The 23,202-nt window shown below is 46.3% G+C and carries 19 protein-coding genes; 12 read left to right on the forward strand and 7 right to left on the reverse strand.

The window, feature by feature from the left end; translation table 11 throughout:
• Window positions 1-81: 81 nt before the first annotated feature.
• Window positions 82-576 carry a lactoylglutathione lyase family protein gene (locus GILYN3_RS04635; protein WP_049721759.1) on the reverse strand — a complete coding sequence of 165 codons (495 nt, stop codon included), beginning with the start codon at window positions 574-576 and terminating at the stop codon, window positions 82-84.
• A gap of 96 nt (window positions 577-672) precedes the next feature.
• Here GILYN3_RS04635 and GILYN3_RS04640 point away from each other — a divergent pair, with 96 nt between their 5' ends.
• From GILYN3_RS04640 to GILYN3_RS04650, 3 genes are all read left to right on the forward strand, one after another.
• On the forward strand, window positions 673-1,557 hold the full coding sequence (locus tag GILYN3_RS04640) for a LysR family transcriptional regulator (RefSeq protein ID WP_049721760.1): 885 nt from the start codon (window positions 673-675) through the stop codon (window positions 1,555-1,557).
• Between the two features lie 89 nt (window positions 1,558-1,646).
• On the forward strand, window positions 1,647-2,789 hold the full coding sequence (locus GILYN3_RS04645) for an exonuclease SbcCD subunit D (protein WP_049721761.1): 1,143 nt from the start codon (window positions 1,647-1,649) through the stop codon (window positions 2,787-2,789).
• Window positions 2,786-5,848 (forward strand): AAA family ATPase, encoded by a 3,063-nt coding sequence (locus tag GILYN3_RS04650; RefSeq protein ID WP_049721762.1) that lies wholly within the window; start codon window positions 2,786-2,788, stop codon window positions 5,846-5,848. Before GILYN3_RS04645 ends, GILYN3_RS04650 begins: the two co-directional genes overlap by 4 nt.
• Before the next feature lie 91 nt (window positions 5,849-5,939).
• Here GILYN3_RS04650 and trxC read toward each other — a convergent pair whose 3' ends face one another.
• Window positions 5,940-6,377 (reverse strand): thioredoxin TrxC, encoded by a 438-nt coding sequence (gene trxC, locus GILYN3_RS04655; protein WP_049721763.1) that lies wholly within the window; start codon window positions 6,375-6,377, stop codon window positions 5,940-5,942.
• A 476-nt stretch (window positions 6,378-6,853) separates the two neighbouring features.
• Here trxC and GILYN3_RS04660 point away from each other — a divergent pair, with 476 nt between their 5' ends.
• On the forward strand, window positions 6,854-8,155 hold the full coding sequence (locus GILYN3_RS04660; RefSeq protein ID WP_049721764.1) for a tyrosinase family protein: 1,302 nt from the start codon (window positions 6,854-6,856) through the stop codon (window positions 8,153-8,155).
• A gap of 719 nt (window positions 8,156-8,874) precedes the next feature.
• On the opposite strand, the gene GILYN3_RS04665 is transcribed toward GILYN3_RS04660, so the two are convergent.
• Together GILYN3_RS04665 and GILYN3_RS04670 are read right to left on the reverse strand one after the other, a co-directional pair.
• Entirely contained in the window at window positions 8,875-9,117 is a 243-nt protein-coding gene (locus GILYN3_RS04665; protein ID WP_049721765.1) for a hypothetical protein, read from the reverse strand.
• A 702-nt stretch (window positions 9,118-9,819) separates the two neighbouring features.
• The gene (locus GILYN3_RS04670; RefSeq protein ID WP_049721766.1) at window positions 9,820-11,553 is read right to left on the reverse strand and encodes a protein-disulfide reductase DsbD family protein; all 1,734 of its coding nucleotides are present in this window, start codon (window positions 11,551-11,553) and stop codon (window positions 9,820-9,822) included.
• 235 nt (window positions 11,554-11,788) lie between these two features.
• Between GILYN3_RS04670 and GILYN3_RS04675 the strand changes: the two genes are divergently transcribed.
• The 7 genes from GILYN3_RS04675 to pabB all read left to right on the forward strand — a co-directional run bounded on the left by GILYN3_RS04675 (window position 11,789) and on the right by pabB (window position 18,365).
• On the forward strand, window positions 11,789-12,259 hold the full coding sequence (locus GILYN3_RS04675; protein WP_084005102.1) for a TlpA disulfide reductase family protein: 471 nt from the start codon (window positions 11,789-11,791) through the stop codon (window positions 12,257-12,259).
• Window positions 12,260-12,275: 16 nt separating this feature from the next.
• The gene (locus GILYN3_RS04680) at window positions 12,276-12,497 is read left to right on the forward strand and encodes a DUF4266 domain-containing protein (protein WP_049721767.1); all 222 of its coding nucleotides are present in this window, start codon (window positions 12,276-12,278) and stop codon (window positions 12,495-12,497) included.
• Window positions 12,488-13,768, forward strand: a complete 1,281-nt coding sequence (locus tag GILYN3_RS04685; RefSeq protein ID WP_049721768.1) for a DUF3570 domain-containing protein — start codon at window positions 12,488-12,490, stop codon at window positions 13,766-13,768. The genes GILYN3_RS04680 and GILYN3_RS04685 overlap by 10 nt, the downstream gene beginning before the upstream one ends.
• Before the next feature lie 50 nt (window positions 13,769-13,818).
• Window positions 13,819-14,709: an FAD:protein FMN transferase gene (locus GILYN3_RS04690; protein WP_198147287.1), complete on the forward strand. Its 891-nt coding sequence runs from the start codon at window positions 13,819-13,821 to the stop codon at window positions 14,707-14,709.
• A complete protein-coding gene (locus tag GILYN3_RS04695) occupies window positions 14,706-15,374 on the forward strand; it encodes a response regulator (protein ID WP_049721769.1) in 669 nt (222 codons plus the stop codon). The genes GILYN3_RS04690 and GILYN3_RS04695 overlap by 4 nt, the downstream gene beginning before the upstream one ends.
• Complete coding sequence (locus GILYN3_RS04700) at window positions 15,371-16,747, forward strand: sensor histidine kinase (RefSeq protein WP_049721770.1); 1,377 nt, start codon at window positions 15,371-15,373, stop codon at window positions 16,745-16,747. The genes GILYN3_RS04695 and GILYN3_RS04700 overlap by 4 nt, the downstream gene beginning before the upstream one ends.
• A gap of 199 nt (window positions 16,748-16,946) precedes the next feature.
• A complete protein-coding gene (gene pabB, locus GILYN3_RS04705) occupies window positions 16,947-18,365 on the forward strand; it encodes an aminodeoxychorismate synthase component I (protein WP_049721771.1) in 1,419 nt (472 codons plus the stop codon).
• Here the strand turns inward: pabB and GILYN3_RS04710 are convergent.
• Window positions 18,339-19,244 carry an aspartyl/asparaginyl beta-hydroxylase domain-containing protein gene (locus GILYN3_RS04710; RefSeq protein ID WP_049721772.1) on the reverse strand — a complete coding sequence of 302 codons (906 nt, stop codon included), beginning with the start codon at window positions 19,242-19,244 and terminating at the stop codon, window positions 18,339-18,341. The genes pabB and GILYN3_RS04710 overlap by 27 nt on opposite strands.
• A gap of 567 nt (window positions 19,245-19,811) precedes the next feature.
• Here GILYN3_RS04710 and GILYN3_RS04720 point away from each other — a divergent pair.
• Entirely contained in the window at window positions 19,812-21,155 is a 1,344-nt protein-coding gene (locus GILYN3_RS04720) for a DEAD/DEAH box helicase (RefSeq protein WP_049722565.1), read from the forward strand.
• 87 nt (window positions 21,156-21,242) lie between these two features.
• Here GILYN3_RS04720 and dbpA read toward each other — a convergent pair whose 3' ends face one another.
• The gene (gene dbpA, locus GILYN3_RS04725) at window positions 21,243-22,625 is read right to left on the reverse strand and encodes an ATP-dependent RNA helicase DbpA (RefSeq protein ID WP_049721774.1); all 1,383 of its coding nucleotides are present in this window, start codon (window positions 22,623-22,625) and stop codon (window positions 21,243-21,245) included.
• 147 nt (window positions 22,626-22,772) lie between these two features.
• Window positions 22,773-22,979: a cold-shock protein gene (locus GILYN3_RS04730; protein WP_041523209.1), complete on the reverse strand. Its 207-nt coding sequence runs from the start codon at window positions 22,977-22,979 to the stop codon at window positions 22,773-22,775.
• Window positions 22,980-23,202 lie beyond the last annotated feature (223 nt).

Below are 23,202 nucleotides of genomic sequence, written 5' to 3' on the forward strand. Positions count from 1 at the left end.
GTTGTGATTATACCGGAGATTAACACCTCGGTGAGCTTGTCTGTGAGTAATAAAAAGCAAACCTCCGGCTAGCTTGCAGCCTTAATCATAAGCTCCAGCCGAGTAAGTTAGCTCGTAGCTATGGCTGTAAATTTCTAAAATATTGCCAAACGGATCTTCCATGTACACCATGCGGTAGGGCTTTTCACCGGGAAAGTACTCGCGTACAGGCATCCGTTGTTTACCTCCGGCGGCAACAATTTTTTCTGCCAGACCTTCTACGTCTGGATCTTGCACGCAAAAATGAAAGACGCCCGTTTTCCAGTATTCAAAATTATCGGCAGGTTTTTCGGCGTTTTTAAATTCAAAAATCTCGACCCCAATACGGTCGCCGGTCGACAGGTGAGCGATACGGAATGATCCCCAACCGGCACTAAACACATCGGTACACATTATGCCGATGGGACTGTTATCCTCTTCAATAGTGGTGGGTGGCATAATCAAATACCAGCCTAATACCTCGGTGTAAAATTTAACCGCTGCCTCTAAGTCTGTGACAGATAAGCCGATATGCGAAAAACTGCGGGGGTAAGTCATATTGTGTTGCCTTAAGTTGTTTCAGTTACCCCAGCGTAAACGCAATAAGCTATAATAAGAACCACTACCCACTTATGCCCTTGATAAGAATACCTTATGATTAATCCCCAATGGCTGCGCTCTTTTACTGTATTGGCCGAGGTTGGCAACTTTACCCGTACCGCAAACCGGCTTGGCGTAACTCAAGCGGCAATCAGTCAGCATATTGGCCATTTAGAGGAGCAGCTAGGGCCGCTATTAATTCGTCGTTCGCGGCAGATGGATCTAACCCCAGCGGGACATTCGTTGCTGGCCTACTGCCATGAGCTAGAGCAAGCACAAAAGCGGTTGCAGTTACGCCTATCCGAGGGCGAAAAAACCAAAGGTGAAGTGAGTTTAATTACCCCCGGAAGCAGCGGTTTGTTTTTGTACCCGCTGTTACTGAGTTTGCAGCAAGCGCATCCAGAGTTGGCGATGCGTCACCGTTTTGCTCCTAATGCAGATATCTTACAAGCGGTTTTGGATAACCACTACGAAATGGGATTAGTCAGCATTAAACCCGACAGCACACACTTAGTGGCTGAGCATTTTGCAGAAGAGCCGCTAGAGTTGATTGTACCTGCGGGCCACAACCCTCAAAGCTGGCAAGACTTACAGCAGCTTGGGTTTATCGATCATCCCGACGGCCACAATATGGCAACACGTTTATTAACCAGAGCTTACCCGGGCTTCCGCAGTATCTTAGATATCCCAACTCGCGGCTTTACTAATCAAGTAGGTTTGATCCTTGAGCCCGTGGCTCGGGGGCTGGGGTTTACAGTGTTACCTCGTTACGCGCGCAAAGCGTTTGCCCATAGCAGTGCAATAAAAGTGATAACACTTGAGTACAATACAATGGATAGCTTGTGGCTTATTTACCGAGCAGAATGGCCGTTATCGGCAAGAGCTAAATACGCAGTGGAGTATCTTAAGCAACAACTTGCGGCGATGGCTTTGGTTTAATAAGACAGGCTGGCGCACCGGCTATACGATAAAATATAAGTAGGGGTACAGGTGATAATAAAATTTATGATTAAGGCAGGGTGCACGCAATGAAGTTTATCCATACATCCGACTGGCATATAGGGCGACAGTTTCACAATGTCTCATTGTTGGATGATCAGCGTCATGTGCTTGATCAACTATTAGCCTATATTCAGCAAGAGCAAGTCGATGCACTGGTGATTGCCGGGGATATTTACGATCGCTCCGTTCCGCCGGCCACTGCCGTTGAATTATTAGATGACCTGCTTAATAAAATCTGCCTAGAAATGAAAGTTCCGGTCATATTGATTCCAGGTAATCACGATAGTGCGCAACGATTAGGCTTTGGTTCACGACAGTTAAGCCAGGCGGGCTTACATATTTTAAGTGATTTAAAAAAAATCACAGAGCCGGTAGTCATAAAGCATAAAGATGGCGATGTCGCCTTTTACGGCGTGCCCTATAACGATCCAGAAACCGTGCGCAACGTATTTTCTGAGCCCGTATCTACTTACGATCAAGCGCATACTTATTTAGTCGAGAAAATACTCGCCAATAAAATCTCTGGCGTTAGCAATGTATTAATCAGTCATTGCTTTATCGATGGGGCAGCGGAGTCCGACTCCGAGCGACCGCTGTCCATTGGCGGCTCGGATCGGGTTAGCTATCAGCCCTGCATCCCGTTTGACTATGTTGCTTTGGGCCACTTGCACAGCCCTCAGTACAAAGGCCGTGAGCATATTCGCTACAGTGGCTCGATTTTAAAATACAGCTTTTCTGAGCAACATCAAAAAAAGGGCGTATACCTTGTCGAGCTGGACGCAAGCGGTTTGCAAAACGTTAAACACTTACCGCTTAAACCGCTGCGCAATATGCGTGTTATTGAGGGAGAGCTAAATCGCATTATCGAGCAGGGTAAAACAGACCCACACAGCGACGATTACCTACTGGTAAGATTGACCGACCGCCACGCGATTTTAGAACCTATGAACAAATTACGCGCAGTTTACCCCAACGTATTGCAGCTAGAAAAGCCCGGTATGTTAGAGGTGGGCGAGCAACACATGAGCCGCGAAAAACTAAAACGTAATGAGTTGGACATGTTTTGTGACTTTTTTATGCAGATATCAGGGCAAGAACTAACCGATGATCAGCACACAGAAATCAAGCAAACCATAACTGAGATCCACAAGCAGGAACAGCCACTATGAAGCCACTAAAGCTGATCCTTCAAGCCTTTGGGCCTTTTGCAGGTTGTGAGCTAATCGATTTTACCCAGCTTGGGAAAAACCCATTGTTTTTAATCAACGGCCCAACCGGGGCCGGCAAAAGTTCTATCTTAGACGCTATTTGCTTTGCCTTGTATGGCCAAACCACCGGAGCCGAGCGTGACGCCACCCAAATGCGCTGCGACCACGCCGATGCCTCTGTGTTAACCGAGGTGATATTAGATTTTGCTTTGGGCGAGGCGCATTACCGTATTCGCCGTGTGCCACAACAAGAGCGCGCCAAATTAAGCGGGGAGGGCACCACCCGACAAACCCCAGAGGCGCAGCTGTGGTTGCTGGACGGTAGTACTGAAAGCCGACTGTTGGTCTCTAAAAGCGTTACCGAGGCCAGCGCTCAAATAAAAAACTTAATAGGCTTAGACGTTGAGCAATTTAGGCAGGTCATGGTATTGCCCCAGGGCAAGTTTCGTGAGCTGTTAATGGCCGATTCGAAAGAGCGCGAAAAGATATTTGGTCAGTTGTTTCAAACCAACATCTATCGGCGCATAGAAGATAAACTAAAAGACAAGGCCAGTGGCATTAAACGGGAGATGGAGGCTCATAACAACATAATTAAAGGCATTTTAGAACCCGCCGATGCCAGCAGCGAGGCCGAAATAAGCCAAGAGTTAGAATACTTACAGCCGCAAATAGACAGCGCTACACATAATAAAACCGCTGCCGATAAAAAGCTAAAACTGGCCACCAGCAATAAAGATAAAGCGCTTGATTTAAAAAATCGTTTTTCAGACTTGGCGTTACAGCGCACCGCTTTAACGTCGCTTAACGACCAACAGTCGTTAATGAACAGTCAAACAAAACGCTTGCAGCAAGCGCGGCAGGCGCAAAACATTCAGCACCACTTTGACAACCAAACCACACAACAGGCGCAGCTTAAACAGCTAGAGCAGCAGCTGGAGCAAAGCCGACAACAACTGGCCCAGGCAAAAGATGCCTACCAAAATGCCCATCAAGAGAGCGCGAACGCAAAACTAGCCCTACAGGGATTGGATGAGCTGAAACAACAACAAAATGATTTGCAGCGTTTTCAGCAGCAATTAACCAACCTAGTAAATGCCCGGGCAAGCAAGCAAGCCGCTGAGAAAAAATATCAAGCCAGTAGCCAAGCCTTGGAGGATAAAGCCCAGCATTATAAAAACCTACAGGCCGAACAAAGCTCAACTCAGGCCAAAGTGACGGCCTTAGCCGTGGCACTTGAGGCGTTACCAAGCCTGCAATCAAAGCTCGAAAACCTAAAGCACAAACAGCCAATGCGGGTACAACTTGAATCCTTAAGGCAAACCGCCAGGCGGCTAGACTCGCAGTTGCGCCAAGCTGAGCTGGAACAGCAGCAACAGCAAACCCAGTACGATCAAACTCGCGATAACGCCAACCGGCTAGAGCTGCAGTGGCACACAGGGCAAGCGGCTTTGCTCGCACAAGAGTTGCAACAAGGCGAGCCCTGCCCAGTGTGCGGAAGCGCTGAGCACCCAAAGCCCGCAGCGCCACAAGAGGGCGGGCAACTGATCAGCAAAGAGCGGGTAGACCAAGCTCGCACGGCACAGCAACACGCCTACGATGCATTAACCGCTGGTAACGACAAACTGCAACAGGTAAAAAACCAAACAGAATTAAACAAAAAAGAAGGGCAACAATTAAATGCCGCGTTAAGCGAGTATGCGCAAGTAACCCTCGATGCCATGGCGGCAGAGCTAGAGCAAGCCCATCAGCAAGTACAAAGCCTTTTGCAACAGCAGCGCGAGCGACAAAGATTAAACGCCCGTATGGTCGAGATCGAGCAAGAGTTGACCCTTACCCAAACGGCCATAACCCAGTGCGAGGCAATCGCCAAAACAGATCACCATCAAGTTACAAAAGTAGCCGCCGAGGTAGAACAACTAGAAACACAAATCCCCGAAGATTACCGCCAAGCCGACGTATTAACGTTGCAGTTAACAAAGCTGGCAGAGCAAATTCAAACCATCACGACACGGGCCGATACCGCAGAGCAAACGCTTAACGCTTGTCAATCGGCCTTAGATCGCGCCGACTCGACGTTAGCGGCACAAACACAACAGTTGCAAGACAACCAAATCAAATTACAAACGGCAACCGCCATCTGGCAACAAGCACTGACCAACAGCGACTTTGCCGATCAGCAAACGTTTAACAATGCCCAGTTAAGCGATGCCGAGCAACAGATCATCAGCGAAGAAATTGACGGCTTTAAAACGCGGCTAAGTAATATTCAGGCGGTTATCAAACAGCTAGAACAAGACTTAGCAGAACAACCGCTACCCGATATGGCAGCATTAGAGGCAACTTTAGCCGAGGCCACAGAGCAATTCCAGCAAGCCGATACTAGATTACAACAGTTAACAGAGCGGTTTAATTTACTTAAAAACGTACAAGACAGATTGCAAAAAGCACGCGATAAAAACACCTTGCTCGATCAGCAATACGCGGTTATCGGCACGTTAAGCGATGTTGCCAACGGCCAAACCGGCGATAAAATTAGCCTTAACCGGTTTGTCCTTAGTGTGCTGCTAGATGATGTACTGATTCAAGCCTCCCATCGCTTACATATCATGAGCAAAGGGCGCTACCGTTTAATACGTAAAGAAGATCGCGCCAAAGGCAACAAAGCCTCGGGCCTAGAGCTTGAAGTAGAAGACGGCAATACAGGGAAAACCCGCGCTGTGGCAACGCTATCGGGAGGCGAATCGTTTATGGCCGCGCTGTCGTTAGCGCTGGGGTTATCCGATGTTGTGCAGTCTTACGCCGGCGGCATTACGTTAGATGCCTTGTTTATCGACGAGGGCTTTGGCAGCTTAGACGCCGAATCCCTAGATGCCGCGATCCGTGTATTAATCGACTTACAACAAACCGGCCGAATGATCGGCATCATATCCCATGTCAGCGAGCTTAAAGAGCAAATGGCACTGCGGTTGGATGTGATTAGCGGCCAGTCGGGCAGCAGGGTGTTAATGAAGGTGTCATGATAAAAAGCCTGTATCCTGAGTCTTAATTGTTTGGCTAACATCTGTAAAACGTAACATTGGTGGGCGGTTAGCGCCTCCACCTTAAGTGGTGTCAATGCTCAAGAGCTCCATGCAACCATTGTAAAAACTGCGGGTAAGGTAGGGCGCCCGCTTGCTGAGCTACGCTTACTCCATTGCGAAAAAGCATTAAGGTGGGAATACTGCGAATCGAGAATTGTGCTGAAGCTTGTGGAGCTTGCTCGGTGTTGACCTTAATAAACCGTGCGATAGGCTCAAGCTCATTTGCTGCACGTACATAACTTGGCGCAAAAGTTTTGCAGGGGCCACACCAGTCAGCCCAAAAATCCACAACCATCGGTAGCTGCTCCTTACCTAGCCAATGTGCAAGCTGGCTATCATTGGCAGTAATTGGTTGACCTGAAAATATAGCCTTGTGACATTTTCCGCACTTGGGGTTATCGCTCAAACGATGTTCATCTACACGATTGGCGGTTAAACAGTGCGAGCAAAGTGTTTGAATAATTGACATAAGAATTTCCAGCAATATAAAGACGCGGTTAGTATAACAAGAATAGTCGATTGTTTTGGCTCAGAGAGCAGCGCATGGCCCATCCGCCAGTGCAGGGCTGTACCACCTGCGTATAATTCTTGAGCTGGGTTAACTCCAAGGTAGCCATAATAAAGCCCCTTTATACTATCTCGAAGCCCAAATTAGGCCATCATTCAGTCATATTTAGACATCAGCACATGTATTTTAAGCTCTATTCATAAGTTGTTATTTCAAGAGCAGAGGTGTAGATTTATGCCAGCAACGGTTTCAGTTGTGTACCTATACCAAAGGATTTGGAGCATAGCACATGAAATATCTATAAACTTACCCAGATATATCTTAGCCAGCACAAATAAAGTATAAAAATTAAGGTGACAGAAACTAGATGTTTTAAAAACAGCTAGATTTTTCACCCTAATAAGCGTTAAACACACACTTAAATCAAGGAAGAGATCATGAAAATATTACTGAAAAGTTTTCTTTTTATTACGCTCATCGTGAGCATAACAACTGTACAGGCATCTCAGTACCTTAGAAAAAATGCATCAACCGATGCGGCGAAAGAAGACCTTAAAGCTTTAGATGTTGCCTTAAAAAAGATGAAAGCGATGGGCTGTAGTGAGCCATTCAGCTGGTACTATCAAGGCGCAACTCATTCCATTCCTGATAAAATAGACAAAAATCCATTATGCCCGTCTTATACTAATAAGAAGGATCTAAAGTGGGCTTGGGATACATGCACCCACCAAGACGGCTCTGAAATTCACTTTCTTTTATGGCACCGGCTTTACATTGCACACTTCGAGAAAATTGTAAGAAAACTATCGGGAAAGTCGGACTTTGCTTTGCCTTACTGGAACTATATCGACCCTAGCAACAGAGTTATGCCTGCAGATTTTCGAGAAAGCAGCACGGCTCTATTTGAAACGTCTAGACTCCCATCGTTAAATAATGGAAACAAAATTGAATCGTTCATGGATAATAACTTGAACATTAATAATTTGATGAAAAATCGAGTTTTTTCAGTGTTTAACCGAAACATTGATTCAGCTCCTCATGGAGCAATGCATGCGTATATCGGGGGGGATTATGAAGGAAAAGAGATGTGGAACCCAATATTCCAAAGTGACAAAAACTATGGCTTGATGGCTCATGTACCATCGGCAGGTTTTGATCCAATATTTTGGTTGCATCACTCAAACATAGATTTTCTATGGCAAGCCTGGGAGTTGAGCCCAAATGGAAAAAGACCCTCTTTAGACGAGTTAAAAGCGGCACCGTGGCCCTATAAATTTTTCGATGAAAATGGTGTCAAAGTAGAATATACAATTGAAGAGGCGTACCAAGCAGCTTTCAAAATAGACTACCAATACGATCAACTACAATCGGCAATTGAAGCTTTCGACTCAGGGGAGCATAAATTACTCGTCTCAGAGAACACCCAGCAAGTTAAAAAGCTTATTTGGCAACAAAGCATTGAAAAGGCAACTAAAAATAACAAGTTAGTTATTGATACTCCAAAAATCCAAAACCAGAAAAACATGGAGCTAATGTTACTTGATCGTCCAGAAGCACTTGTAATAGAGGTGACTGTTAGCTTTGAGAGTCAACCCAAAGATACTTACAACGTATTTATAGTGGATGGTAGTGGAAACAAAACGCTAACAGGAGTTATGACATTCTTTGGTGCCGACCATCATATGCAAGGGCATAAAAACCATCAATCTTTGGGGAAAAAAAATTCACCTATGATATAAGCTCCGAAATCCCTGCCAGTGGTGACTATGATCTTGTGATAGAAAGTCAGCGAGAAAAAGGCGAATCACTGACCGTGCAAAGCATGGCACTTTATCGATACTAACCCGTAACAAAGCTAGCCAGTAGGGTACAGTAAACCTGAACCTTACTGGCTAGCGTCAGTGGTATTGAGTTAAAGATTCAATCATCTTACTTGGATCTGGTTATAGGGGTTACACCAATTGTCCCTTGAGTCGGGACCGTAAGCTCACACTCAAACTTGCATAAGGATAATACGACAATCCAAGTCAGACGATTGCATTTATAAACTAATGGCCGTCTCACATATTCAAAACCTTTTCTACACAGCCGGAAGTCTTGAAACATCCAGGTAGGTGGTCGAAATCCTCTGTTTAAGAAATTCCACACTTTAGCTGTAAACCGCCGATAAATTTCACACTTTGGTTGTAGGAATTTTCACTTTTGGTTGTTCAAACATCCAGTGGCTTATGCTCTGATCTGCCTCACCTTTTGGGTGCGCATAATGTATATTATGTTAAATTTGGTATTATGGCGGTACGCTAGTACCCTCAAGGTGGACAATGCTCTAAAGCCTTCGGTGTGGATGTAATTCTGTACGCGTACCAAAGCCCTCATAAGGGCTCATCTTTAGGAAGTACTTTATGCTTTACGATCGTTACAAGAAGGTCGACAAACCTCGCGTCACTTCTAAGTTCAGCTACCCATCAATGAATGCAAACCCTATCAACATCACAATCAGTGCCAATTGCAGCCCACCCGCACGAACACAAATATCTCTATCTTTTTCTGAAAACATATTTGTTTTAAAAAACCAAAATGGATTTGTGTGTAGATATTTAGCATGCTCAGATTTTTCAATTCTTCCTAAAGCTGTCGACCAACAAGCAATATACATCATCACTACGACACCAAAAGCTAGCATATAAATTATTTTAATCATGTAACCACTTTCAATATGGTAGGAGAATATTCGTCACCCGAAAACGTTCATTATACATGCCCGTAAAAGAGTGTCGAAAGATGTGGGCGATGACGGAGAAAATTTCGCCCGCTGATTCGTGCGAAATTGCGCCTAACCTCAAAAATAAATCTCAAGATCGGGATGGACTCGTTCTGTTTGACCGAGCGATGCAAGTCCCGTTTCGATGGGCTCGATAGGCATAAAAGCCGCTCACGACGAGGGGAAGTTGTATCTAATCCGGTGTTTTGCAGCATTCCCCCAGTTCCTTGGGTACGGGTGGCCTCGGGTTTATTCTGGCCGTTTGGCACAAATTTACACCCAAACGCCCCGCGACGCAAACCCCAGCAGCGCCCTGCCCGGTTGCCCCAAAATAGCGATAGCCGCGTTGCACATAAAGCTGCGGGTCAAGCTTTATACTTAAGGCCATAGTGTTAAGTCGGAGTCATACGGACGGAAATCGTCAAGCCGGATAGGCGAGCCAAAAAGCTACATTTATCAGCTACTCAGACACTGTTTTGGTCGCAAAAAATCATGACTCCTATAGCTGCGGATACAGCGGAGATTAAAGTAGAGCTTGGCAAGATTGATCACTTTCACTTTCTCGACTGTACTTTACTAAACTTTAAAAGGTGGCAATTAAATTATATTTCCCTCAATGTTTTTAAGGTGTTTTGAGTTGAATCACGGTAATGCTCGAGCTATCGCGTTTTCCACGATGCCTTCTGTAAGTAGCTGGGGCAATAATTCAGGCTCGCCGCCACCGACGGGATACATTAAATAAAGAGGTATTCCACTACGCTTGTACTGCGTTAAAAGTTTAGTTATTTCTGGATTTTTATTGGTCCAGTCACCCACCAACACAGTAATATCGTGCTGTTGGAATTGAGCTTTAATACTAGCGGTTAAAGCTATCTTCTCATTGACTTTACAGGTTAAACACCAATCTGCCGTGAGATCAACAAACACAGGCTTACCCTGCACTCTATAGCTTTCTAATCGCGCTTCGGTGTAGGTTTCATTCGTGTTGATCGAGCGATCATGCGGGCTCGAGCTCATACTAGCTGCAATCCATACTGCAGGTATTAATACGGTCAGAGCCATCCCGTTTTTTATTAGTTGAAAGCGTCGGCTATTGGGAGAGATGCCAAGCACCCAAAGCGCCAAAACGATTAGTAACATCCCCGTTAACGTTAAAATAACCATTTCATTGCTGGTTTGATGAGATAACACCCAAAGCAGCCAAATAACCGTTAAATACATGGGGAACGATAAGGCTTGTTTAAAATTTTCCATCCAGATCCCGGGTTTTGGTAGCCATTGCGACAGTGCCGGGCTGTAGCTCAGTGCGAGAAATGGCAGCGCCATACCAAAACCTAATGCAGAGAATATGACTAACGCGACTGGCGCCGATTGAGTGAGTGCCACACCTAGAGCTGTTGCCATAAACGGCGCTGTACAGGGGCTGGCAACGAGCGCAGCCAAAACACCAGTAAAAAATGATGACTTAAGCGAATTGCCCGAGGTCAGTTGTTGACCAAGCCCCATAAACGCCCCACCAAACTCGAATGCGCCTGAAAGTAACAAGCCCATCACGAAGAATAGATACGCCATCAAAGTGATAAAAATCGGGTGCTGCAGCTGAAAGCCCCACCCCAGCGACTGTCCAGTAGATCGAGCTACGAGGATAAAAATTGCTGCAAGAAGAAAAGAAGAAAGCACGCCTAAAGTGTAACTCCAACCATGACGACGATGTGCTTTTTTTGATTCATGCCCGCTGGCAAAGCTTAATGCTTTTAGCGATAAAACAGGAAAAACACATGGCATCAAGTTAAGAATCAAACCGCCCAAAAGAGCTCCTAGGATAGTAATACCAAGGTTGTAAGCTGTCGGTGAGCTGGAGTCTTTCTCTACTCGATCAGGTTGCGCTAAATCAATATTTTTAGTCCCACTACTCGTCATTACGCTATTTTTTTTGTCGATATTAAAATGATACGTCGTTGGCGGAAAACAAAGTCCTTTGTCTGCACACCCTTGTGATGTAAGCGTCAGATCAAAGGGCTTGCCCGCATATGCGCTGATATCGGAAATCAAGTTTACGGAGTCATGGTATGTCTCAACGTCAAGCTCGAAGAACAGATCATATTTTTTTTCACCGACGGGAATACGGTACTCAATTTTAGAGACATTGCCATTTTCAAATGTTGCTTCCACGGCAAACCCATGACGATATAAAAAGTAGTCTTTTGCAATGTACCAGTCCATCTGTAATTGATCGTCAACGATGGTAACGGATGGAATGAATGCCTCCTCTGAATCTAAAAAAGACTCTTTCGTATTCGCAAAGCTACTTGAAGATATGCAGATAAAGGCTGTGATAAGCCAAAAAGATAAGACGCAACGGGATAAAAAATTCACGGGGTGCTCCAATAAAGTACGCTTTGGTTGTAGCTTGGCATAACAACCTTACAGCAACCTTACGGGTGTCATAACGGTCATAAAAGAAGGTTAGCCAGCAATGATTATTGAGTAGTTAAATTTTATTAGTCTTGTAAGGTTTTGGTAAGGTTCGAATGCCATACTGTTCTCAATCAACAGCATTTTCGGTAGGAATTCACTATTCGACCGTGTGAATTAATTTAGAGGGCAGTAAATGTTCAAAAAATCCAGTTTTTCGTTATTCCTCTTACTTTTTAGTTTCTATGGGTGGGCAGATAACATATTGCCTCAAGAGACTTTCAGTGAAATCAAGCAATCTGCGGGGATGAAAGATGGCGATATTGTTTACGTTGATTTTTGGGCGTCTTGGTGCAACCCCTGCCGAAAGTCCTTCCCTTGGATGAACAAAATGGTCGATAAGTACGAAAGCCAAGGCTTTAAAATTCTTGCTATTAATGTGGACAAAGATCGGGCACTAGCAGAAAAGTTTTTAGCGAGTGTAGATATCACCTTCCCCATTTATTACGACCCTGAAGGAAACTTCGCCAAAACATTTAAATTAAAAGGCATGCCGTCGAGTTTTATCTTGGATTCTAATGGCGCGGTATTACAAACGCACAAAGGTTTTTTCGAGAATCAAGTGGACACCTATGAGAATGAAATTCAATCCCTACTCAAACACTAGTCTTGAGGACGTTTTAATGAAAAAGATAATCATGTTGTTTGCCGCCGTGGCAATACTAGGCGTTACCGGCTGCAGTTCACTCGGAGTTCAGCCTTGGGAGCGAGACTTATTGGCGACCGACGAAATGTCTTTAAGTGCTGGAGCGACCGATCTCGCCCTGGATGATCACATTTATTTCAGTAAAGAAGGTACCAGTGGTGGACGTGGATTTGCCGGAGGTGGCTGCGGATGCAACTAAATAAGACTGACCTAAAAAAAGCTTTATTTGCGGCATCATGCACCCTGCTTGCAGGCAACTCGGTGGCCCAAGATTGGGATTTTGATACCGCTATCATGTATTACGGTGAGGCCGATCGTGTTCAGGCTCTTGAAGGAATCTTTCAGGCTAAAAAGACACTTAAGGATGACAAAGAATTTAGCGCTAAGTTGGTCGTTGATTCACTAACCGGAGCGTCGGCCAATGGTGCCGTACAACAGGCCACCGCTCAAACGTTTACAACGCCCTCTGGCAATGGCCAATATACCGCTAACACGAGTGAAACCCCTTTAGACGATACTTTTTTAGACACCCGTGTTCAAATTTCTGCCCAGTGGTCACAACCTTTAGCTGAAAACTATGTGGTATCGACAGGCGCCAATGTGTCTAACGAATACGATTACCAATCTATCGCATTCAACGGCGTGTTAGGACGCTATTTCAACAACAAAAACACCACCGCTTCATTGGGCTTATCCTATGCGTTGGATTCCGTTGACCCAGTAGGAGGCCGCCCCGTCGGGTTATCCACTATGGTGGTGGATAATGGTCAATTTTCCGATGAAGCAGCGTATAGGTCCGCATTCGATGCCACTCGACAGACTGGCGGGGAAGATGGTAAAAATACAGTTGATGTTATATTGGGATTAACCCAAGTTATCAACCGACAATGGATTACGCAATTTAACGTAAGTCTCTCCGAAGTTGATGGTTACCTAACTGACCCTTATAAGGTGGTCAGTGAAGTTGACGCATCCGGTATGGCAACCCAGCAACGGTATGAAAACAGACCCGGATCACGCTCCAAACAAGCTTTTTTTGCGCAGTCCAAGTATCGCTTTGAGAGCTCAGTGTGGGATATTTCTTACAGGCTGACTAATGATGACTGGGGTATAAATAGTCATACCATTGAGTCCCGCTATCGTTTTTTGTTTGACAACAATAGCTACCTAGAGCCTCATATACGTTTGTATCAGCAAGGTGAAGCAGATTTTTATACGCCATTTTTACGCGAAGGCGACGCTGTACCTGAGTTTGCGAGTGCAGACTATAGAATTGGTAAGTTGAATGCTTATACCTTTGGTATTAAGTATGGCAAAAAACTGAAAAGTGGGCGTGAATATGGTGTTCGGTTAGAATACTACAACCAAGCGTCTCAGGATGTGGGCGTGGAGGCCCCCGGAGGGTTGAATTCGCTTGATCTCTACCCAAGCCTTGATGCCGTGATTTTGCAGTTTGACTATAAGTTTTAACGCTCGCTGCAATTAAGAGATTGTAGCTCAACGTACTGTAGGAGAATATCGTGGCAACTCTGGCGCAACAACATTATGAGCTCAGTGGCCACGATTCCTATATATCTGCTCGTTTCCAGGCGATGGCGAGTCCTTGCGAGTTTTTGTTCGATACCTTAGACAAATCGCTCGCGGATTCGCTTGCCCAGAAAGGTGTCGCGCAAGCGCGACGAATAGAGCAAAAATTCAGTCGTTACGCAAAAGATAACCTCTGTTTTGCCATTAATAATGCTGAGGGAGCTTCAGTCAAAATAGATGATGAGTGTTACCGCCTTCTGGCATTTGCTCAAACCTGTTTTGAGCTTTCCGATGGCATGTTTGATTTGACGTCTGGTGTTTTGCGCCGCGCATGGAAGTTTGACTGTAGCAGTCACATCCCCCAGCAACGACAGATTGATGCTTTACTACCTTTGGTAGGATGGGAAAAAGTTACCTTCGACCAGCACTCTATTCAAATGAAACCTGGTATGGAAATCGACTTTGGCGGCATTGGTAAAGAGTATGCTGTAAGCGCCATCGCCGATATCTATCGTATTCACGCGCCCGACATGTCAGTGTTGATTAATCTCGGCGGTGATATCCAGATCACCAAACCTCGGCAACACAAACTTCCATGGCGTGTGGGAATCGAAAACCATGAGCATGTGATTTCTATTGTTCAGGGTGCACTCGCCACAAGCGGTGACGCCAAGCGATTCATTCTAAGAGATGGTAAGCGTTACAGCCATATACTCAACCCCAAAACCGGTTGGCCAGTCGCGAACGCACCTTCGTCTGTTACAACACATGCACCATTGTGCGTTCAGGCAGGTTGCTTAGCGACCCTCTCTCTGCTCAACGGAAAGGATGCCGAACGTTTTCTACAGAATCAAGACGTGAAATATTGGTGCACACGCGTATGAGAATCTTATTGGTGGAAGACGATGAGCTGCTTGCCGAGGGTATTATGACAGCCCTGAGGCACTTTCAATATAACGTCGATTGGTTGTCGACAGGTGCAGCGGCTGTCAAGATGCTTAAACGAGCAGATCACGCACTGCTTATTTTGGATCTTGGGTTACCCGATATGGATGGCTTACAGGTCTTAAAACAAGCTCGTGAAAGCAAGTTTGATTTACCGGTACTTGTACTGACGGCAAGAGACCAGATCGATGAAAAAATCGCTGGACTCAATGCTGGCGCGGATGACTATATGGTGAAGCCTTTCGATATCAATGAGCTTGAGGCAAGAATACGATCATTAACACGTCGCGCAAATGGCCGTCGCACCGACCTGCTTGAAGTGGGCCGTGCAAGTCTGAACCTGAATGAGCGTGTAATGTTATTTAACGACACCTCGATCACTTTCTCGCGACGTGAGTTTTCATTAGTTCAAGCATTTTTCGAGCGACCACGGCAGGTATTTACGCGTGAAGTACTAGAGAGTTTGTCTTATAGCTGGGACGAAGAAATCGACAGTAATTCACTGGAGGTACATATTCACCGTCTTCGAAAGAAACTGGGTAATAACGGAATTAAAACGGTACGTGGCGTTGGGTATATGTTAGTTGAAGAGCATTTCTCATGAAATCTATTCGCTACAGAACTATCAGTTTTTTATTGGTTTCATTATTTTTTATTAACATTGTGTCAGGTTATTACATCTATCGTGATACCCAGGATGAGGTCGAAGAGCTATTTGATGCACAGCAAGCGCAGATAGCACGAACCATTGATCAGCTTATTACCGATACCGAGATATCAGATCGACAAACCACCTCCATAATCAAGGTCCCTAACATTGTAGAACAAAAAGATCACAACACGTTGGGGCATCATTATGAAAAAAAAATCGCCTATCAGATTTGGGATTTACAAGGCAATCTTTTACTTATGTCTGAGAACGCACCACTTCACCCGTTATCGGCTACAGCGCCGGGGTACAGCCGTACCGAATACGGCAATGAGAGTTGGTATATCTTTGCTTTGTATTCAAACTCCACCAAAAATTGGATATACACGGCACAAAAATCGGAAGTGCGCGATGAGCTAATCGAATTAATTACGCGGGACCAACTTATAAGTATGCTGGCGGTCAGCGTACTTATTATTTTAGTGGTTATTATCGGGGTTATGTTAGGCACAAGGCCGATCACAATATTAAGCAGAGAAATTGCGAGTCGTGATGGGAATAATCTTGAAGTCATTGCTATTTCAATGAGCAAGGAGCTTCTGCCAATTCAGCGAGGTGTAAATCGTTTACTCGAACGTATTGATGCTACGTTAAAACAAGAAAAGAGTTTTAACGCTGATCTTTCCCATGAGCTTCGAACACCACTGGCCAGTATAAAGGTACACGCACAAAACATTGAGCTTAAAGAGAGCTTGAGTGATGAGGGGCGCCTTTCAATAACACGAATGAGTCGCGGCATTGACAATATGTCAAAAACAATTGAACAACTCCTATTACTCAATAGTATCGATGCCAATAAGCGTGATCTCCTGCAAGAAGAGATAGGATTGTATGATTTAGCAAAAGAGGTGATCACCCTATTGCCTGTTGATATTCATAAAAAAAATGATATCGAACTGACGGGCAAAAACACTTTTACCGTGGGCAACCGCGCCCTGATGAGCACGTTATTAAGAAACTTAATAGAAAATGCATCAAAGTACAGCGAGAAAGGCTCGCCTATCGTCGTCAACACAGCTGAAACTGAAAAAAACGCGGTTATCGAAGTCATCGACAGCGGGCCGGGTATGACGCAAGAGCAAAAAGAAAATTCTGTGACACGGCATTATCGTGTGTCTGACACACAAAACTATGGCAGCGGAATTGGCCTTTCAATCGTAAAAAAAATTGTAGATTTACATTCCGGCTCGTTTGCCTTTGTAGACAAAGAGGACGTCGCGGGTTTAATTGCAAGGGTTTACATGGAAAAAATAAACACCACGGCGTAAGTGACCTTTTCTACAAGAGAAGATAACCCCTTCACATTCAATTTCATAGGGTTTTCTACCGACGATTATCGATCATTATCCTCTATGTCGCGACCGACTGAAGGCTTTACTTCAGCTTTAAATAACCGCAAACATTGGCCAACGACTTCTAGCTGGTTACAATGCTCGCCTTTAGCCACTCGCAATTACGGCCTGCTGTATGCACGACCAACCTCAAGTAATAGAACTTTTGTATCAGCGTGACAGCGTCGTGTATTTTATGGCACTTAAACAGCTGCCGTATCCGATATGGCTAGATAGCTGCCAACCTATGAGCCAGCAAGGCCGTTACGATATTATTGCCGCCGAGCCTAACTCCCGGATCATTACCTGCGGTAAAACAACCGTTATTGAGTGCGGCAACTCGACAACCGAGAGCTTAGAAGATCCGTTTGTTTTGTTGCAGCAGCAGCTTCCGAGCACTTGCACTAACGCTGTTTTGGATGGCGAGCCATTGCCGTTTTGCGGCGGCCTTTTGGGTTATTTTGGATACGACTTAGGCCGCCGTCTGGAGTCTCTGCCGTCTTGTGCTACAGTCGATATGACCCTGCCGGACATGCATTTTGGCTTTTATCCTTGGGCAATTGTTACTGATCACCAGCGCCAAAAAAGCGTTTTAGTAGCCCAGCCAGGCGTGGATACCGACCGTATCGTCAGCCTGATTAACGCCCGGCAGGAGTTAAAGTCAAATCTAGAAAAGGATGGAATTTCCTTTGAAATCAGTAAGTTTAAAGGTAATTCTAACAAACAGCATTACTTCCAAAAATTCGATCTGATCCAAAAACACATATTGGAGGGTGACTGCTATCAAATTAATTTTGCACAGCGGTTTAGCGCCCTTTACCGTGGTGATCCACTTGCAGGGTATTTAGCGCTAAGGGCGCAACTGCCCTCTCCTTTTGCCGGCTACATACCTTTAGATGAGGGTGCTTTACTGTGTATATCGCCCGAGCGTTTTATCGCCTGTGCGGACGGCAAAGCCACCACCAGCCCCATTAAAGGGACTATCGCACGAGGCGAAACGCTCGAGCAAGATCAGCACAATCGCGCAATATTGCAAAGTAGCGCCAAAGATCGCGCCGAAAACCTAATGATTGTCGATCTATTACGCAACGATTTGAGCAAAACTTGCCGCAAAGTAGCAACGCCCACCCTGTTTGAACTGCAAAGTTTTGCCAATGTGCACCATTTGGTCAGCACCGTAACCGGACATGTACGACCCAACACTGGCGCGCTAGACGTGCTGCGTGCTGCGTTTCCCGGCGGCTCTATTACCGGTGCACCTAAGGTGCGAGCCATGGCGATCATTGACGAGCTAGAGCCTTACCGGCGAGGCCCCTATTGCGGGAGTTTAGGCTACATTAGTGCCTGTGGCCGAATGGATACTAATATCGCGATACGCACGGTTATTTGCAATAAAGGGCAACTGCACTGTTACGGCGGCGGCGGCATTGTTGCCGATTCTGTTGCCGAGAGTGAGTATCAGGAGAGCATTACCAAGGTGGCGTTATTGTTGCGCACCTTGGAGAGTGAGTTCGGCACAGGCTGCAATCTACCAAATGGCGTAAGCGATCAGTAACAGCAATATGCCGATCACGATCCATTTACCCAAATAATAAGCCGTGCGGTTTTTGTGCTTGATGGATTTAAGTAACTTTTGATAAGCCAATAAGCCCTTGCCAAGCTTATTGCCAATGCCAGTATTGCTGGCGTCGACGTTATCGATTTTAAACAGACCGTTAAAAAAGCGTCCAAAGTACCAATAGCCCTTTTGCACAAAGCCAATTTTTAACGGACGATCAATGTCGGTCATTAAAATAATACGCGGAGTATCGGTGTCATTGTAGGCCGAGTGCAGGTAGGTCTCATCAAAAATGATGCTGTCGCCATCGCGCCAAGTGTACTTAAAGTCGTCGATCTGGAGGCCGCACTTCTCGTCGTTAGGCGTGCTTAAACCCAGTGAATAGCGCAGCGTATAAGCGAACGGGTCGTGATGCTGGTTGAGCTTTTTTCCTGGATTGAGTACGGCAAACAAAGCTAAATTGAGGTACGGCACTTGCTCTAATAGCGCCATAGTTTTGGGGGCTAGCTCGTAAGCTGAAGGTATTTGGTGATCGTAGAGTTTTAGGTAGAAGCTCGTCCAGCGATTATCTTTATAGAAACTACTGGCGGGCAAGTCGTCTTTAGCGGTGATATTGCCCGCTTGGTATAAGGCTAGCGCCTCGTCGCGAATAACTTCCCAGTTATCTTGAATAAGCGCCAACTCAGGAAAGTGTTCAATGCCAACGCGAGGGGTCGTTGGTACTTTAGACAAACCGTAGGCCGGTAGGTTAAAAGGCACCATAAAGGTCGAGAAATCGGATAACTGCCGAATCAGAGGGAAGGTTACTCGGTTGCGTATACGCACAAACACAATACATAAAATATAAACAACGATTAACCCAATAATTACCGCCATACCGACCTCGTAGTTGACCGCCGTTTAATGCTATTAACGGCTAAGGTTGCGTATCATACTTAAAACCTTAGCTACGACCAAATCTATTCGTCAGGCTCACTCTCAAGTAGCTCCTGTCGCTTTTTTGTATACTCTTCATAACTTATTGAGCTTTGCTCAAGGCATTCGCGTTGCTGCGTGAGTGGTAGTCTACGACAATCCCACTCTGTGTCTTGAGCTTGCTTGTAAACATACTGCTGGGTAAAGCACGACTGCAGCGCCATAACGACGGGCAGCAACAGAAATAATGCCCCTAGTTTCATCATCAATCTCACTTACGTTCCCAAATATGTGGCCTGTTAAGTTTGAGACAAAGGCTTTACCTCAAGTTTAGCCACTATCGATTTTATATAAAGCGACTCTGACATCACCCAGCCTTTATCTAATGCTGGCTAGTATACCAGTAGCGCGCCCCGTTAAGCATGGCGCGGCGCGGGCGGATGCTGTAATATGCGCGGCCACTCTTTATTTCACGCAGTTGCCAATATTTGCGGCTGCGCACCGGTCATACCACAGGATTTACCCTCTATGAGTTTTACCCAGCTGGGCCTATCAGCCCCGATCCTCAAAGCTATTGAAGAAAAAGGCTATACCGAGCCCTCGCCTATTCAGGCACAAGCAATACCGGCGGTATTGTCGGGCCGTGATGTTATGGCTGCAGCGCAGACAGGAACGGGTAAAACCGCAGGCTTTACTTTGCCGATCTTAGAGAAGCTAAGCAAAGGCACCCGCGCCGGCCCAAATCAGGCTCGTGTATTGGTGCTTACCCCAACTCGAGAACTGGCGGCACAAGTAGGCGAGAGCGTCGCTACTTACGGCAAGCACCTACAAATGCGCTCTACTATCGTTTTTGGCGGGGTGAAAATTAATCCGCAAATGATGAAGTTGCGTGGCGGCGTCGATGTGCTGGTTGCCACCCCTGGCCGATTGCTCGATTTATACAATCAACGTGCGGTTAGATTTGACCACCTTGAAGTGTTGGTCTTGGACGAGGCCGATCGCATGCTGGACATGGGCTTTATTCACGACATTAAAAAAATCATTGCGGCACTGCCTAAACAGCGTCAAAACCTGTTGTTTTCGGCCACGTTCTCGGACGAGATTCGCGCCTTAGCGAAAGGCTTGGTAAATGATCCTGTCGAGATTTCGGTTACCCCGCGCAACAAAGCGGCGCCTACGGTTAAGCAATGGATTTGCCCGGTTGATAAAAAGCAAAAAGCCGACTTATTAATCCGTTTAATTATGGATAACCAGTGGGAGCAAGTATTGGTATTTAGCCGCACTAAACACGGCGCCAATAAGCTTACCAAGCAGCTTGAGCTGGCCGGTATACGTGCTGCGGCAATTCATGGCAACAAAAGTCAGGGCGCGCGCACTAAAGCCTTGGCCGATTTTAAAGCCGGCGCAATAAGAGTATTGGTGGCCACTGATATTGCCGCACGCGGGCTAGATATCGATCAGTTGCCACAAGTGGTTAACTTTGACCTACCCAACGTACCGGAAGATTACGTTCATCGCATTGGCCGTACTGGGCGTGCGGGCTCGACCGGTCAAGCCGTATCACTGGTCAGTGCCGATGAATTTAAGCAGTTAAGCGATATCGAGCACCTGACTAAAACGCTGCTGGACCGGCAGATTGTTGCAGGTTTTGAGCCGATCCACGACGTACCAGAGTCAAGCCTAACGCGCCGCGCGCCAAAGCCTAAAAAATCCCCCCAGGGTGCAGCACCTAAGCGCCCCGGCGGTGGTCGTCAGCGCCGCGACGGATCTTCGCGCAGCGGCAAGCCTGCCGCTGTAGAAGCCAAAAGTGGACCTTTCGCCAAAAAAAGTGCACCAGCCAACCGCAGTCGTCGCCCTAACGGCAACCGTTAAACAGATTAGCCCCGCTGGCCGTCACACTTTGTGACGGCCAGCGGGGCTAATGATGGCTCGCGCCTACTACCTATTTACTGCTACCGTTTACTTACTCACTATACGCGCTCTAAAACTGCGCCCTTTTAGTTTGCCGACCGATAACTTTCGCAGCGCTTCATCGCTTACTTTACGCTTCACCGCGACAAATGCACTCTGGTCAAACATTTGGATCTTGCCAACGTCGGTACCGGCAATACCATCGGCACCGGTAAGCGCCCCTAAAATATCTCCAGGTCGTACTTTTTGCTTTTTACCGCCGTCAATTTGCAGCGTTATCATTGGCGGCAAATAGCTCGAGCTATCACGGCCGGCCTCAGGTAGCGCCTCGCAGCTGTATTCTTGCCCGGCATATTGGCCGATACGCTGTACTTTAAACGTCTCGTTTTCACCCACTAGGGTAACGGCGACCCCACTATTACCTGCCCGTCCGGTGCGGCCAATACGGTGTACATGAACTTCGCTGTCACGCGCGGGCTGATAGTTAATCACCGCATCCAGCGCTTCGATATCCAATCCTCGTGCGGCAACATCTGTGGCAACCAAAACAGTAAGGCTTTTGTTGGCAAACATCACCAGCGTTCGGTCGCGGTCTCGCTGCTCTAAATCGCCGTTTAAAGCCAGCGCGCTAAAACCTTTATCACGCAACAGTCCCGCCAGGGCGGTTGTTTCGCGCTTAGTATTGCAAAAAATAACGGCCGAATCAGGCCTATGATCACGCAGTAACTGAACAACCGCCTGATCGCGAGTTGAAGCGGTTACTTTGTAAAAGTGCTGCTCGATACTGGGGGTATCGTGTGTGCTCTCGACTTTTATCATAACTGGGTCGCGCATAACCCGACCGGCGACCTTGGCAATGCTATCGGGGTAGGTGGCGCTAAACAGTAATGTTTGGCGGTTTTCTGGTATTTCGGCAACGATCTCGTCTAAGGTCTCGGAAAAGCCCATATCCAACATGCGGTCGGCTTCATCGAGCACCAATGAGTGAACGTTAGACAGGATCAGGTTGCCTTTGCGTAAGTGGTCCGAGATACGCCCTGGGGTGCCCACCACAATATGTGCGCCATGGGCCAATGAGCCTACTTGAGGCCCAAATGGCATGCCGCCACACAGGGTTAATACTTTAATGTTGTGAATGCTGCGCGCCAGCTTACGGATCTCTTTGGCAACCTGATCGGCCAGCTCGCGCGTTGGGCATAGCACTAACGATTGCACGGCAAAGCGCTTAACATTGAGTCGCTCTAACAGACCTAAGGCAAATGCTACAGTTTTACCCGAGCCGGTCTTACCTTGGGCGATAACATCTTTACCGGCCAACGCCGCAGGCAGGCTCTCGGCCTGAATTACCGTCATGGCGGTGTAGCCCAGCGATGATACGGTTTGGAGTAACTCTGGACGAAGCGCCAAGGTGGAAAATTTCAATTCTTGCAATGCACAATACCTACTAATTGACTTACGTCAGCGATTAAAACAGACCGACAATAAAAAAAGGGTAGGACAAATGCCCTACCCTTTTTTTTAACCCACCCATAATGGCTGGGTTGCCGCCTAGGCGGCGAGTCTTGTTAAAGACTTAGATTACAGACCTACGATGTTTTCAGCCTGTGGACCTTTTTGGCCTTGAGTTACGGTGAACTCAACTTTTTGGCCTTCGGTCAAGGTTTTAAAACCTGAACCAACGATGGCGCTGAAGTGTGCAAACACGTCTGGGCCTGATTCTTGCTCGATAAAGCCAAAACCTTTTGCTTCGTTAAACCACTTTACGGTACCGGTAGTAGTAGACATAGTGTCAATCCTGTTCAATCAATGAGTAAGCCTCTTGATGAGGCGGTTGTGCGCTAAAAGTGTTGCTATTACTTATGACTAAACGGACCAGAACTAAAGGCGTACCAATACTTTGGTGTGGCATAAATATAAGACTTACTTTCAAGCAATGTCGAGTATACCCACCTCTTAATCCTTGTCAACTATAAATTATGCGTAGAATTAAAGGAGCCCGCATGCTCAG

This window comes from Gilvimarinus polysaccharolyticus (genome assembly GCF_001187555.1).
GTDB classification, from domain to species: Bacteria; Pseudomonadota; Gammaproteobacteria; order Pseudomonadales; family Cellvibrionaceae; genus Gilvimarinus; species Gilvimarinus polysaccharolyticus.